We start from the raw sequence: 13,969 nt of genomic DNA, 5'->3' as shown, positions 1-13,969 counted from the left end.
ATAACACACACGAAAAATTACATTATACATAATGGTTAAAAATCAGCTGATTTGTTTGACATAATGTCAAGTAGAGCGGACCAAGCTATTCGGTAGATTGCTAGAAATGGACTAATTTTCCTTCACATAACCGCTCCGCTCTTGAATATATTGAGTAACAGACAAGAAATAAGGAATCATTATTTCAGGTATCTTGTTTGCCGAAGCATGAATTTAATGGAATGAGGTGAGGGAAATGGAGTCAGAGCCGCTGTTTGTTGTATCCCGTGAGGATTGGTCGCTCCACCGCAAAGGCTATGAGGATCAAGCGCGACATCAGGAAAAGGTACACGAAGCAATTAAGCAAAACCTTCCCGATCTGGTTTCCGACGAAAGCATCGTTTTGTCTGATGGCAGGCGTACAATCAAAGTCCCCATTAAAAGTCTCGACGAATCCCACTTTATATACAACTACAACAAGAAGCAGCACGTCGGACAAGGCGATGGAGATTCACAGGTTGGCGACGTGCTGGGGGTCGATCCGCAAGCAGCCAAGGGACCGGGTAAAGGCCAAGACGCGGGCGATCAGCCAGGCGAGGACGTCGTCGATACCGAGATAAGCATCGACCAGCTGGAGGATATGCTTTTTGAGGAACTGGAGCTTCCTAATCTGGAGCAGAAGCAAAAGGATCAACTACAAACGACAGAAATTGTTTTTCACGATATCCGCAAAAAAGGCATTATGTCCAACATTGATAAAAAGCGTACGTTGATCGAAAACCTGCGGCGCAACGCCAACGCAGGCAAATCCGGCATTGGCGGCATCTCGCCTGACGATCTTCGTTATAAAACGTGGAATGAAATCGTAAAGCCTCAATCCAATGCCGTTATTCTTGCACTCATGGACACGTCAGGAAGCATGGGGTCCTTTGAAAAATATTGCGCACGCAGTTTTTTCTTCTGGATGACTCGCTTTCTGCGCCGCAAGTATGAGCATGTAGAGATCGTGTTTATCGCGCATCATACGGAAGCCAAGGAGGTCACGGAGGAGGAGTTTTTCAACCGCGGTGAAAGCGGTGGCACCATTTGCTCCTCTGCTTATCAGAAGGCGATCGAGGTTATCGACAGCCGCTACCCAACTTCCAATTGGAACATTTACCCGTTCCACTTCTCGGATGGCGACAATCTGACCTCAGATAACGAGCGCTGCGTGAAGCTGATCGGCCAGCTTATGGAGCGAAGCAATATGTTCGGATACGGCGAGGTCAACCAATACAATCGAAGCAGCACGTTGATGTCGGCGTATAAGCATATTAGCCACAAAAAATTTATGTACTCCGTCATTAAGGAGAAAGGCGAGGTTTATAAGGCGCTTAAAACGTTCTTCTCCAAACAAGTAAGCGGTGCTTAACGAGCAAAACCCGCCCTGCAGCTTATGCGGCAAGGCGGGTTTTTCTATCCAATTTCCGGTGCTTTAAGTGACGGTGTTGCCGAACTCTTTGTCCGGGTCCGTCCCTTTCGTTTCTTTGCCAAAAAACAGCACGGCCAGCGCTCCAATGATGATCGTGACAAAAAATATCATAAATACTTTAGCAATCGCAATTTCCTGCGCGACCAGCATGCCCACAAGATAAGGTCCGATTATTCCGCCGATCCGACCGAACGAAGCCGCAAATCCAACTCCAGTACCGCGGACGGCTGTCGGATAAAGCTCAGGCGTGTAGGCATACATCCCTCCCCATGCTCCCAGGTTAAAGAAGGAGAGGCATATGCCGGCCGCGATCAGCGCGCCCTCCGTTTCAGCATTGCCGAACCATAGCGCGCTTCCAGCGGTCAGCATCAAGTAGGCAACGAGCACAAACTTGCGCCCGAATTTTTCGATGAAATAAGCCGCAGTGAAGTAGCCCGGAAGCTGGGCAAGCGTCATAATAAGGACATATTGAAAGCTTTTCACAAGATCAAAGCCTTTTAGCACCATGACCGAAGGCAGCCAAAGGAACATGCCGTAATACGAAAAGACGACCGTAAACCATAGCACCCAAAGCGTAATCGTTGCGCTTCGATGCTTCGCTGACCATAATGATTTTATCCGACCGCTGAATGATAGATTACGCCCTCGCTGTGCTGTGAAGCGAGGAGAATCTTGAATGGCTCTTCTCAAATATAAGGCATACAAAGCTGGCACTACGCCAATTAGAAAAGCCATCCTCCAGCCATACTCAGGTATGATAAAGAAGGCGATTAGTGCCGCTACGATCCAGCCGCATGCCCAGAAGCTCTCCAAGAGCACGACGGCTCGTCCTCTTTCCTTCGCAGGCACCGACTCCGATACTAGCGTTGAAGCGACAGGCAGCTCCCCGCCAAGCCCAAACCCTGCAACGAATCGCAGTATGCATAGGACGACGAAGCCCGTCGCTAAAGCTGACAACCCGCTTGCAAACGAGAAAATGAGCAGCGTCCAGAGCAAAATCGCACGTCTTCCGTAACGATCCGCCATCAAGCCGGATATCGCCGCACCAACCGCCATACCTATCGAATTGATCGCCATCAGCAATCCAACCTGCTCTGCGCCAAGCTTCCATTCCACAGCGAGCGCGGTCACAATGAACGAGATCATCCCGACCTCCATGGCATCGAACAGCCAGCTAAGGCCCGCGCTAAACAATAATTTCCGCTGCTTCGGATCGCGCATTAAAGCCAAATTTTTCATATCCAGCGCTCCTTTTTTAAATTCCGTTTCGATTTATCGGGTGGTTATACGTATTTATTATCCTATTTGGGTACAATTTACACTTAGTCTGCCCATACCAGGCCGCTTTAGAAGAAGAATAGACACAAAAGAGCTACTCCCACGGTTCATTTCTACCGTTGGAATAGCTCCATTTTACACCATTAACCATTTAAGTTCGCATTATTTAATCAAGTCCTCGCGCAGAGGCGTAAAGGCGTCCAGCAGAGCCGAAGCCTCCAAGGCTCTTACCCCGTGCCGTGCTCCGCTCGGAATAACGATAGATTCCCCTTGCCGTACAATCCGCTTCTCGCCGTCAATCGTAAATTCGATAGCACCTTTTAGGCAATAACTTAGCTGCTCGTGCGGGTGAGCGTGCTCATAGCCTTCAGCCCCCTGTTCAAAGTGGACTTCCATTAGCATAAGGCTCTTCCCAGGCTGCAAGATTTTACGGGTTACTCCCGGCTCCGCGTTTTCCCATTCCCCAATGTTGCTCATTATCCTTCCTCCCTTTCTTTCAATAACATTTAACAAGCTTAGCTCCACTTTCGTGCCAAATGAGCGAGTACTCCTGCTTGTCTCCAACTGCCGCTATCACGATGCGATATTCATGATCAGGCAGCATACTTACAGTTAAAAGATCCATAGCTTCCAAAGCAGGCTTATGGTCTGAATCATATAGCAGCGCTTGCACAAATACAATACGTTGATCAATATCCGCCCGCATGATGATGGACGTTCGGTCTCGCTCCGGCGGATTGTCGGGCGTTAAAGCCGTATAGATGTCGCATTTGTGTGAGCTCCATATGAACTGCCGCAAGCTGCCCTCCTCCATCCGATAATGAAACGAATTTGTCGCATCGACGCCAAGCTTCCGTTTTTGCTTCAGCCATTTCTGGTCGAGCCCGCTTAGCCTGTCATCGGTCGGCTGCCAATTGGCTGTTCCGCTTTCTGCCAGAATGCCGCTAAAATGATTGGCTAAGCATATCTCTCTGCGCCCAGGTACCGTGACCCTTACCATGTCCAGCAGAAAATCATCCGTTAGCGCATTGATCCGGTGGATAACCGCCCCTTCGTAGGCCTCCAGATCCCAAGGGCAAAGCTCCGGCGGCAAATGAATACGATCCTTCATTTCGTATTGCTCGCCCAGCCAATCCACCGCCGTTTCTGCCCATGCTCCCCACGGCTGCTCTTCAAAACGGATGATCCTCGCGTCAGCGGGCGGCTGGTCGGCCCCGTTCAGGATTACCGTATTATGCGAGAATGTATGCTTGAACCAGCCGTAATGGGCTGGAACGCCATAGGCGGTAGTCCCAGGATCAACAAGCAGCGGAGTGTTCCCGCAAACGACGGACAACCCTAATCGGTCCATATGGTCATGCTCGCCGCCAAATTTGCTATGCTTGATTATGGCCTGCCAGCGCTTGCGATTAACCAGCTTCGTGATCCCGCTTACCGGCAAAGAAATATTGCGATGAGCGGCCTTCCATAACCGATCGCCTCGCTTTCCCTCAATAGGCGTAAGCTCTCTGCCAAATAGAAGTGCGTTTGTTGAGCATCTGGGAACAGTCTTCGCTTCCGAGAACGGCGTTTCTGCCCATTCCGTGCCATAAGCCGTATTGAGCAGCGAACGGTAAATCTCGTCACCGAATATGTCGAGCGCGATTTCATAATAGGGGGCGTACGTATGAATGCCAGCCCTGCTGCCCGCATCGTTCAGCGAGGGCATACTCCCATTTGGCAAAATCAAATGCAGCGGGTAATCAAACATCGATTTCAAGCCTGCCGCCTGCCAAAGCTCCCAAGCCGTACCTTCTGCCACCAGCGCAAAATGGAGCAGCGATTGGAACGCATAAAAATGATAATGGACGTTGCCTTCGTACCATAAGCCATCCTCAAAGCGGCCCCGGCTGATTTGATCATATAAGCCATACTCGCCTTCAAGGCCGCAGCGGATAATGGCTTCATCATTCAGCAATATGCCGATTGACGCGATTGCAGAGGTAATAAGCACGGAATGATTATGAATCTGCTTTTCTTTATGCGCAATTAGGAACCTGACGCAGGGCTCCAACAGACCACTCCGAATATAAGTGTTTTCCTCCGGAGACAAGTACTCGCTGATGAAATGAAAGCCCACCGACAAATCCATTATCCAATGCGCCTCATCAAGCGTTTGAGCAAAAAGCTTTCCTGGCCCGTTGTATGGAATGCTGCCGTGAACCGGATATCTCTCGTAATAGGTTGCATATGCGGTCAAAAAAGATTTGATCTGCCCTAACCGCTTTCTATCAGGCTCGATCATATGCAGCAAGGCCATATTGTAAACCGCTCGTCCGATATGCGTGTGGACTATTGAAGTCCATGCCGAATCGTATGGCTCTCCCGTCCAAGTTTTACCGCAAACCGGACACCGATGAGACAAGGGCTTATGCCAATCGAAAATGAGCATCGCCCCGTCATCGTGACAATGGTACTGATGCGTCCATTCGCCATGCTCTTTTGGGCCAATGGCATACGCTATCCGAGAAGCCTCTTCTGCTTCCCGGCGCAGCAGCAGCATCGCATCCGCAAAATCCGGCAAACAGGCGTTTGTTCGAAGTCGATTCAACCGATTAATGTCCATATCTCAAACCTCTTTCCCTAACCTTTGAGCGATCCCGCCGTCATCTGCATAAACGATTTGTTAGCAATCATATAAACGACAAGCAGCGGCAGTATGGACAAGCAAGCACCCGCCAGCATGTAATGCGTCTGAACAGCGGCCGACGCCCCGTATCGCAGATAAGACAAGCCTACCGTTAACGTTTGCAGGTCGGGGGTGTTCATCGTGAAGACAAGCGGGCGCAAATATTCATTCCAAGCGCCGCAAAACGTGAATAGCGCGCCTACGCCCAGTCCCGGTCTAAGCAGGGGTAAAATAATTTTCCAAAAAATCGCTGCATTCGAGCAGCCGTCTATCCGTGCCGCCTCATCTAACTCCCTGGAAATCCCCTTTAGGAAGCTGAGCAAAATAAAGAAAATATAGGCGTGCCCGCTGATCAATATGAGGATAACTCCCCATAACGAGGTGTGCAGGTGCAGCTTAATCATTAGCTCATATTGCGGCCTAATAACGACAGCGCCAATGGAAATAAACATCGTCGAAGCTTGCAAGGCCACGAATAGCGCCTTTCCCGGAAATGTCATCCGCTCCACTACATAAGCTGCCATTGAAGCTACGATAAGCGTTCCGATCGTCGTCGTCCCGCTTAGCATGAGGCTGTTCCACGTAAATCGCGAAAAATTGGCTTGAACCCAAGCTTCCTTATAATTGTCAATGTGCCACACAGATGGCAAGATCGCTCCTCCAGTCGTAAGCTCCGCGTTGGACATGAATGATCCGAACAAGGTGACGACGATTGGAAATACGATAAGGAGCGCTGTTGCCAGCAAGAAGATCCAAAGCAGAGCTCGTGAGCCCCAGCCGCCCACTCGAAGCTTTTTTCGCTTATTGTATTTCTGAACATAAGGCATAGCTTCTGTCTTCATAGCGTCCTCCTTTATTGCATTTTATTCATTCGTTTGGCCAATAGGTGGTATAAAAGCGTGATGATGCCGACAATAACAGCTGTAGTGAAGCCTACGGCGCTGCCATAACCGAACTGCTGGTCGACGACGATCCCTGATGATGGCGTTGGAAAGAACAGCTTATAGACGTACAAGTACATCACTTCCGTTTTGCCGATAGGCCCACCCTCAGTCAGTACCATAATGGTCTCGTAGCCTTTGAGCGAGTTAATGATGGCAAGCATGATGACGATTTGCAGTACAGGCCCAAGCATCGGTATCGTCAAATACCAAAATTGCTGGCGTTTATTGGCACCGTCAAGCGAGGCGCTTTCGTAAACGTCATTCGGGATATTTTGAAGGCCTGCCAGAAATAACAGCATATAATTTCCCACGGCCCCCCATATGGCGACTATAATCGTCGTCATCATGGCGTGCTTCGGACCAAGCCAATCGATTCTTTCGGAAATGATATGAAACTTAAGCAGGTATTGATTTAAAATGCCGTTATAGGAGTTGAAAATAATAAAAAATACGACGGCCATAACGGCCGAGCTTATGATGGTCGGCATAAAATAGATTGCCCGCAGGAAATTACGTCCCTTGAGCTTTTGGTTTAGGATAACGGCAAGCGCCAAGCAAAGCGGAATCGTTATAATGAGCTTGCCGCCCGCATAAACAAACGTATTCAAGACGGAATCCCAATATTGGGTATCGCCTAACAGTCTCCGAAAGTTATATAGCCCGGTGAATTTTGCTTCCCCGAAGCCTTTGTAATCATAAAACATATATCGAATGGCCCAGCCAAGCGGATAAATGCCGAGCACGAGCGTGAGTAGAAGGCTCGGAAATAGGAAAACGTAGGAAAATCCAATCTGACGCGCTTTATTCATCGTTTCCACTCCTGTACAATCTGTCATTTGGAGAAAAACAAAGGGCGGAGTCTCAGCTCCACCCTCCAAGTCCCGCTTTTAATCAAGCAACTACTTTTCGCCAAGCTTCATAGGATCAAAATTCGGGTTAGGCTCAGCCTTTGCCTCACCGCTCGCAATCGCTTTATCAAGCGCCGCGTTGTATCTAATATTCAAGTCCTTGATGATGGCATCCAAATCACCTTCACCCAACATGTATTTAAAAAACGCGTCGCTGTGTTTGATGCCTTCGACCGTAACTGTCGGCGCGAGCGGCCATGTTCTGTCATTCTCCGTTGGCAAGAAGCCTTCGATCCCATTAATATCAGGTTTGCTTGCAACAGCTGCTACGGAAGGAACCATTGATATGCCAAAGCCTTTTTCATGGTACGCTTTCAAAATATGATCGGCATACATATACGCCATAAACTTCCAAGCTGCCTCTTGATTTTTGGAAGAACTGTTTATAGCGAGCCATTGGCCGCCAAGGAATGAACTTGCACCTTTAATCGTGCCATCGATCGTTGGAACAGGAGCTGCAGCCCAATCGATTTTAGCCGGGAACTGATTTTTGTAAACGCCCGGCTCAGAGGAGAAGGAAATATACATCCCGATCTTGCCTTCTGCGAATTGCGCGCGGAGCGGATCAATATCCAATGATTCCATGCCTGGCAGCGTGCTGCCGTCGTCATACATTTGCTTATAGGCCCCAATAATGTCCTTGAAGCCGCTGAAATCAAATCTTGCTGTTTTGAAATCATACCCGAAACCGCCAAAACCGCTTACTTCAGCAATGACGCGGGCAGAACGGCCGAGAGCGCTTTCCGGACTTTTGAAATTTAATGCAAATCCGTAAGCTCCGTCCGCTTTGCCTACTGCCGTTATTTTTTTTGCTGCATCTACCATTTCAGTTAGGCTCTTAGGAGGAGCGGCAATTCCGGCTTTCTCGAACAATTCTTTGTTGTAAACTAGCCTTAAAGTGGAACCGTAATTCGGAAGGCTATAGACCTTGCCGTCGATCTGGTTAAAATCTTGAATAAGCGGAAATTGCTGCTTCATCTGCGCAGTCATTAAGTCGTCAATCGGAGCTAAATAACCTTTGGTCACATAGGGCTGGATTGTATTCTCCTTCACCCTAAGCACATCCGGCGCTTGGCCGGATGCGAAGGCCAGATCGATCGCTTGATTATAATCATCGGTTTTAACGACCATCTCTACTTCGATATTATCGGGATTGGATTCGTTAAACGCTTGCACGACCTCTTTGATGTAATCCATATCATGGCGATCCCCCGTCCAATAGACGATTTTTGTTTTTTTCTCCTTATCAGCTGGGGCTGAGGCGGCATCCGATTCAGCAGGTTTGTTCGAGGCGCCGGATTCCGCTCCTGTTTGTTTGTTGTTCGCGCTGCCGCATGCCGCTAAAGCAACAGCGAGAAACACGCTTAGCACGACCGTTCCGATTTTTTTATACATTCGTAATCCTCCCTTTTGAAGTATCTTTATTTCTTGCTCTTTAACTATAAAAGAACCCGCTCGGATAGGTAATGTGGCCAGCTTGCGATTAGGGGCAGATATTTCATGTTTCTTTGCTCGCCTTCTTCAAGGCTGAGCGCTTCTTCCAATCGAGATTTCTTTAAATTCGGTAGGCGTCAGGCCGGTTTGCTTTTTAAATACCTCGCTAAAATAACGACGATGCTCGTAGCCAAGCTCCTGGGCGATCTCTTGTACCTGATAATCATCGATCAGCATCGATTTTGCTCTCTCGATTTTCGCTTGCGTTACAAATTGCTGGAAGGTCGTTCCGGACACCTTTTTAAATAAATTTGAATAGTAGCCCCAGCTCAAATTCGCTTGCCTTGCGCAATGCTCTAGCGTCAGATCCTGGCTCAGGTTCGCTTTGATATAGTCAATGGAACGATAAATGATTTTCTGAGATTCGCTTGCTCGTTCTTTATCGATCAGCCGGCAGCCAATATCGCATAATTCGGACAGCCACTTCCGGTATTCCAGCAGCGAAGCACGGCTTTCGCTTCTTGCCTCCTTCACCTTTGATTCAAACTCCACTATTTGCTCGCGGGGAAGCTTCTCCAGCAAAACATTGAGCATCCGCAGCGAGAGACCGTGAAAGAGATGCTCTACGTCACTTGGTTCGGGCAAAACCGCCAAGCTCTGCATTTCCCCGAACACCGTGTCCAGCCACTGCAAAGTTTTATCCCGATTGCCCGAGCGAAATCCGAACAGAAACTCATTTTCGCTTTCCACCGAATAGACCCATCCGGCAGAGCTAGCCTGCGTGCCGAAAGTAGAGCTGAATGCCCCGTTTCCGCCCGTATAGAAATGGTAAGATAACGCGCTAAGCGCTTGCTGATAGCTCTTAGGCAGCTCACGGACCTGATTTGCCTCTTGCCCGATACCGATGGATATCGTAAACTTCGTAAAGCTCGCAATATTTTCGCAGCAAGCATCCGCGATCTGGATTAGACGCTCCTTGGATTTCACATGCAGCAGACATACGTATCGATTAAACGCCTCTCGAAAAACCACTGCGGTAGTATGGGACTTGATCGTTTCCTCAACGATGTTTTGCAAGGAAAACCTAGCAAGCTCCAGCTCTTTTACGACCAAGTCGCCAAACTTATCCGTAAATTGATCAATCTGAATAACCATAACCGCAAATGGAGCTTCCAGAGGCGGGAGATCCAGAAAACCCCACCACTGCGCGATATCCGCTTCGTCTGTCTGATGATGGACAAGCAGAGACATATATTCCTGCCTTAGCGCGGGAAGACTCTCCTTCATCTTTTTTTCCAACTCCATCACATGGGTCCGATCTCGTTTTTCGTTCTCCCACGCTTCCTTGGCCTTTACTACGACCTTTTCGATATCGTCGATAGAAAAAGGCTTTTTGACATAATCAAGCGCCCCGTATTGGATCGCCTTCTTTGCGTATTCAAAGTCGGTGTAAGCACTTAATATAATGATTTTGCTATGGGGCAGCATTTCCAATATGGTTCGCGTCATCTCCAGCCCATCCATTTTCGGCATGCGGATATCGGTCAAAATAATATCGGGCATCGTCTGCCGAATAACGTCTAAGCCTTCCTCTCCGTTCATAGCGCTGCCTACGACCTCAATGCCGTGCTGCTCCCATGGGATTTTACGCCTGATCATATCCACCACGCTGCGAATATCATCGACTATGCACAATTTAACCGGCTGCTTCATTTGAGTCATCCCCTTCGCCTAACCTTGGAATCCAAAGTTCAATACATGCTCCGCCTTCATCGCTGCTGCTTATTTCCATGCGCTGACGATCCCCGTAATATAACTGCAATCGATGGTATACGTTTCGCAGCGCATAACCCTCTTTGAGAGTCGTCGGATTCGCGATATCCGCTTTGATGCTCTCTGGCTGCAGTCCCGTTCCGTTGTCCTCCACCTTCACATAGAGCCAATTTTCTTCGACCCGGGCATAAATATGGATTTCCCCACCTGACATCCGGTCTTGAAAGCCGTGCAAAATACTATTTTCGACGAGCGGCTGAACGATAATTTTCGGAATCATACACGCAAGCACTTCAGGCTGCACATCGATATGGCAGACGAATAAATCCTCATAAGACAATTGCTGAATGGCTAAATATTTGCGGACATGATCCAATTCATCATGCAGCGTAATCAAATCGCGTCCACCGCTTAAGCTAAGCTGGAACATTTGCGACAGAGCCAATATCATTTCACTCGCATCTTTGTTTTCGCCAAGCACGGATTTGCAATAGATCGTGTTTAACGTATTGTAGAAAAAATGAGGGTCCATCTGGGCAGAGAGCGCTTTAATCTCGGCTTTTCGCTTTTCCTTCTCACGCAGCTTCACGTCATTGATCAGCTGCTTGATTTCATCCAGCATGCGGTTAAACCGAAAGCCAACCTGGGAAACCTCATCCCTGTAATCGCTTTCAAAACGTACGCTAAGGTCATTTTCCTCCACACGCTTCATCAGCTTCTGCAGTCTAAACAGCGGCCTAAGCAGTAAATAGCTCAAGTGGCTCGCAATGAATAACGACAGCACCATAAAGCCAAGAATGACGTATGAGGTCGCCTTCTTGATCCCGTTCAGCTTCGCAAGCAGATCGTTTCTCGATTGAATGCCGACTATCATCCAATCCTCTTTTACTTCCAGCCTAGAATAATTGACCAAAAATTCCTTTCTGCTATCCCGATAAAAAAAAGAACCCGTCATCTCTTCATTCAACTGCCGAACAAATTCAGGTTGCTTCGTTAATGTATGATCGTTAGCGGAATGGGCCAGATTGATCGCTTCGCCAACCGAATCAATAAAGTAATATTGCTTATCCGTGGTCGAGAGATTTTCCATAAACAAATCAAGCAAATCATCTTCCTTAATATTAATAACGACGTAAACGTCCGATGCGATTTCACCCATATCATTTACGCCCTCAACGACTAGAGAAATGACCGGCTGCTTATCCATAAAAAAAGAATCCTCATGCCCTTTCGTCCAGAAGCCATGTTTCAATTCCTTAAAATGGTCATATAGATCAGACTCATAAAACGATTGCGACGTATTTCGAACGTTCGAGGTATGATAATAATCTCCAATTGGTGAAGCGATCAAAATACTGTCGATCATCGAGTCGTTGAATTTCACCTGCGAGAAAACCGCCTGCAGCGCCGTCCAAGTCTTATAATAACGGCTGCGGTCATTATTTTGCGCATCTGTCATCACCTGCTTGAAGGGATCGCTAAACATGAGCGCCCTTACCGCAATACCGATGTTTTTGAGCCTTTCGTTTACGATTTGGGCAGATTGGTTCACGGTGTCTTGGCTTGATTTAAGCGCATTGCTTTGAATTTCCTTCGATGCGATCAAATACGCAATGCTGCCCGTTGCCGTAATGCCGAACATGATTAAAATGACAAAAGCCAGCCAAATTCTATGCTTCAATGAAAGGGAATAAAAAAGCTTCTGAATCATTTTTTTGCGCATATTGTTATGGATCATCGTCAACCCCTTTCATGGTGTAACCGAGCTTAGACATACTCTAGTTCATTATAATTCAAATGACAAAAGGTAGACATGCGGTAAACCACAGAAGGAGGGCAGTTTTTTAAAGGTACACCGCTCCCCGAATGCTGTCAGAACAACAAAAAAGCTTTAGCCCTTAGAAGGGACTAAAGCTTTTTTCCTTATTGGCTGCCTGTGCCAAGCTGGTCTAGGCTCTTGAACTCGTAGCCCTGGCGCCTAGCTTCATCAATGATTCGTCCGAGCGCCTCTGTATTGTCTTTGGAAACCGAATGCAGCAAGATGATCGCGCCAGGATGCAGCTGCTTGACCACCTCGTTATAAGCGAATTGGGAGCCCCGCTGCGCATTCACATCCCAGTCCTTGTAAGCCACCGACCAGAATACGTTTATGTAGCCGAATTGTTTGCTTGCCGCAAGCACTCTTTCGTTAAAAATGCCTCTCGGCGGCCGAAGATATTTCATTTCCTTCTGTCCCGTGAGAACTTCTACCTGATCCTTCACCTTGTCGAGCTCCGTCTTAATGCTTCCCTCCGACAGCTGGGACATATCCGGATGGCTCCAAGAGTGATTGCCAATGATATGCCCTTCCATGACCATTCGCTTTAGAAGCTCTGGTTGATCCTTTACATAATGTCCCGTTACGAAAAAAACAGCCGGGACGTTTTTCTCCTTCAGTACATCAAGAATTCGCGGAGTATAGCCGTTCTCATACCCGTTGTCGAATGTTAAAAAGAGCTCCTTTTGATTTGTATCTCCAAGAAACAACGCGCCATGCTTCGTAATAATAGGTTTGAAGCCTTCCTCGTCTATAGATGGCAATCGGCCGTCCACGCTTTTCTTAAAACCAAAATGATACGCACCGGGTTGCCCAAAAGCAGCAGAAGGAGTTAATAAGCTCCATGCTAGCACTGCGAACAGTGCCATGAACTTCGTAGTAAACCTCAACAGCAATGCCCTCCTTGTTCAATTGATATATGACGCTGAGACGACATATTGCGTTTATATTTCCCTATAGGGGCATAAAAAAACCGCTATTCACAAAAGTCAATTAGACCTTGTGGATAGCGGTTTTATATGTATTTCATTGATTTAAAATGGTCGGGACGACACGATTTGAACATGCGACCCCCTGGTCCCAAACCAGGTGCTCTACCAAGCTGAGCTACGTCCCGAAAAAAATGGTGCCGTCGAGAGGACTTGAACCCCCAACCTACTGATTACAAGTCAGTTGCTCTACCAGTTGAGCTACAACGGCACATCGATGATGTCCACCAATTAAGGTGGTTTGTGATGCTCGTTTGGCTAAGCCAAGCTGCATCTTGGGAAAAATGGTGCCGTCGAGAGGACTTGAACCCCCAACCTACTGATTACAAGTCAGTTGCTCTACCAGTTGAGCTACAACGGCATATCGATGATGTCCAGCGATTAAAGCAGTTTGCGATGCTGATTTGGCTAGGCCAAGCTGCATCTTGGAAAAAATGGTGCCGTCGAGAGGACTTGAACCCCCAACCTACTGATTACAAGTCAGTTGCTCTACCAGTTGAGCTACAACGGCATATTCATGTGTACATCATTATTTTAATTGGTTGCGGGGGCAGGATTTGAACCTGCGGCCTTCGGGTTATGAGCCCGACGAGCTACCGGGCTGCTCCACCCCGCGTCGTTAAAGAAAAAATATGGTGACCCGTAGGGGACTCGAACCCCTGTTACCTCCGTGAAAGGGAGGTGTCTTAACCACTTGACCAACGGGCCT

Annotated in this window: 10 protein-coding genes and 6 tRNA genes; 1 reads left to right on the top strand and 15 read right to left on the bottom strand. The window is 47.9% G+C overall.

Translation table 11 applies throughout. From position 1 onward, the window contains the following. Nucleotides 1-235 precede the first annotated feature (235 nt). Nucleotides 236-1,390 (top strand): sporulation protein YhbH, encoded by a 1,155-nt coding sequence (gene yhbH, locus HI950_RS13425; RefSeq protein WP_053377346.1) that lies wholly within the window; start codon nt 236-238, stop codon nt 1,388-1,390. A 63-nt stretch (nt 1,391-1,453) separates the two neighbouring features. Here yhbH and HI950_RS13420 read toward each other — a convergent pair whose 3' ends face one another. The 15 genes from HI950_RS13420 to HI950_RS13350 all read right to left on the bottom strand — a co-directional run bounded on the left by HI950_RS13420 (nt 1,454) and on the right by HI950_RS13350 (nt 13,968). Continuing rightward, nucleotides 1,454-2,689, bottom strand: a complete 1,236-nt coding sequence (locus HI950_RS13420) for an MFS transporter (protein ID WP_169085421.1) — start codon at nt 2,687-2,689, stop codon at nt 1,454-1,456. Nucleotides 2,690-2,890: 201 nt separating this feature from the next. Beyond that, nucleotides 2,891-3,205 (bottom strand): cupin domain-containing protein, encoded by a 315-nt coding sequence (locus HI950_RS13415; RefSeq protein ID WP_169085423.1) that lies wholly within the window; start codon nt 3,203-3,205, stop codon nt 2,891-2,893. Nucleotides 3,206-3,224: 19 nt separating this feature from the next. Continuing rightward, on the bottom strand, nt 3,225-5,333 hold the full coding sequence (locus HI950_RS13410) for a heparinase II/III domain-containing protein (RefSeq protein ID WP_169085425.1): 2,109 nt from the start codon (nt 5,331-5,333) through the stop codon (nt 3,225-3,227). A gap of 17 nt (nt 5,334-5,350) precedes the next feature. Continuing rightward, a complete protein-coding gene (locus HI950_RS13405; RefSeq protein WP_187768092.1) occupies nt 5,351-6,223 on the bottom strand; it encodes a carbohydrate ABC transporter permease in 873 nt (290 codons plus the stop codon). Nucleotides 6,224-6,249: 26 nt separating this feature from the next. Beyond that, entirely contained in the window at nt 6,250-7,149 is a 900-nt protein-coding gene (locus HI950_RS13400) for a carbohydrate ABC transporter permease (RefSeq protein ID WP_169085429.1), read from the bottom strand. Nucleotides 7,150-7,239: 90 nt separating this feature from the next. Beyond that, entirely contained in the window at nt 7,240-8,643 is a 1,404-nt protein-coding gene (locus HI950_RS13395) for an ABC transporter substrate-binding protein (protein WP_169085431.1), read from the bottom strand. Between the two features lie 126 nt (nt 8,644-8,769). Further along, nucleotides 8,770-10,395 (bottom strand): response regulator, encoded by a 1,626-nt coding sequence (locus HI950_RS13390; protein ID WP_223285275.1) that lies wholly within the window; start codon nt 10,393-10,395, stop codon nt 8,770-8,772. After that, complete coding sequence (locus HI950_RS13385) at nt 10,379-12,193, bottom strand: cache domain-containing sensor histidine kinase (RefSeq protein WP_169085435.1); 1,815 nt, start codon at nt 12,191-12,193, stop codon at nt 10,379-10,381. Before HI950_RS13385 ends, HI950_RS13390 begins: the two co-directional genes overlap by 17 nt. Nucleotides 12,194-12,378: 185 nt before the next feature. Beyond that, complete coding sequence (gene pdaA, locus HI950_RS13380; protein ID WP_169085545.1) at nt 12,379-13,140, bottom strand: delta-lactam-biosynthetic de-N-acetylase; 762 nt, start codon at nt 13,138-13,140, stop codon at nt 12,379-12,381. A gap of 171 nt (nt 13,141-13,311) precedes the next feature. Next, nucleotides 13,312-13,388, bottom strand: a tRNA-Pro gene (locus HI950_RS13375). Between the two features lie 7 nt (nt 13,389-13,395). Continuing rightward, nucleotides 13,396-13,471 (bottom strand) — tRNA-Thr (locus HI950_RS13370). A gap of 74 nt (nt 13,472-13,545) precedes the next feature. Further along, nucleotides 13,546-13,621, bottom strand: a tRNA-Thr gene (locus HI950_RS13365). 74 nt (nt 13,622-13,695) lie between these two features. Beyond that, nucleotides 13,696-13,771, bottom strand: a tRNA-Thr gene (locus HI950_RS13360). Between the two features lie 28 nt (nt 13,772-13,799). Next, nucleotides 13,800-13,876, bottom strand: a tRNA-Met gene (locus HI950_RS13355). Nucleotides 13,877-13,893: 17 nt separating this feature from the next. After that, a tRNA-Glu gene (locus HI950_RS13350) sits at nt 13,894-13,968 on the bottom strand. Between the last annotated feature and the right edge of the window lies 1 nt (nt 13,969).

Source organism: Paenibacillus sp. PL91, from assembly GCF_012935325.2.
Taxonomy (GTDB): domain Bacteria; phylum Bacillota; class Bacilli; order Paenibacillales; family Paenibacillaceae; genus Pristimantibacillus.
The sequence above is the reverse complement of the archived record's forward strand: the minus strand, read 5'-3'. Positions and strand labels throughout refer to the sequence as shown.

Bases quoted from the DNA above. Each gene is read 5' to 3' on its own strand.
- yhbH (WP_053377346.1), top strand. From the start codon at position 236: ATGGAGTCAGAGCCGCTGTTTGTTGTATCCCGTGAGGATTGGTCGCTC.
- HI950_RS13420 (WP_169085421.1), bottom strand. From the start codon at position 2,689: ATGAAAAATTTGGCTTTAATGCGCGATCCGAAGCAGCGGAAATTATTG.
- HI950_RS13415 (WP_169085423.1), bottom strand. From the start codon at position 3,205: ATGAGCAACATTGGGGAATGGGAAAACGCGGAGCCGGGAGTAACCCGT.
- HI950_RS13410 (WP_169085425.1), bottom strand. From the start codon at position 5,333: ATGGACATTAATCGGTTGAATCGACTTCGAACAAACGCCTGTTTGCCG.
- HI950_RS13405 (WP_187768092.1), bottom strand. From the start codon at position 6,223: ATGCCTTATGTTCAGAAATACAATAAGCGAAAAAAGCTTCGAGTGGGC.
- HI950_RS13400 (WP_169085429.1), bottom strand. From the start codon at position 7,149: ATGAATAAAGCGCGTCAGATTGGATTTTCCTACGTTTTCCTATTTCCG.
- HI950_RS13395 (WP_169085431.1), bottom strand. From the start codon at position 8,643: ATGTATAAAAAAATCGGAACGGTCGTGCTAAGCGTGTTTCTCGCTGTT.
- HI950_RS13390 (WP_223285275.1), bottom strand. From the start codon at position 10,395: ATGAAGCAGCCGGTTAAATTGTGCATAGTCGATGATATTCGCAGCGTG.
- HI950_RS13385 (WP_169085435.1), bottom strand. From the start codon at position 12,193: ATGATCCATAACAATATGCGCAAAAAAATGATTCAGAAGCTTTTTTAT.
- pdaA (WP_169085545.1), bottom strand. From the start codon at position 13,140: ATGGCACTGTTCGCAGTGCTAGCATGGAGCTTATTAACTCCTTCTGCT.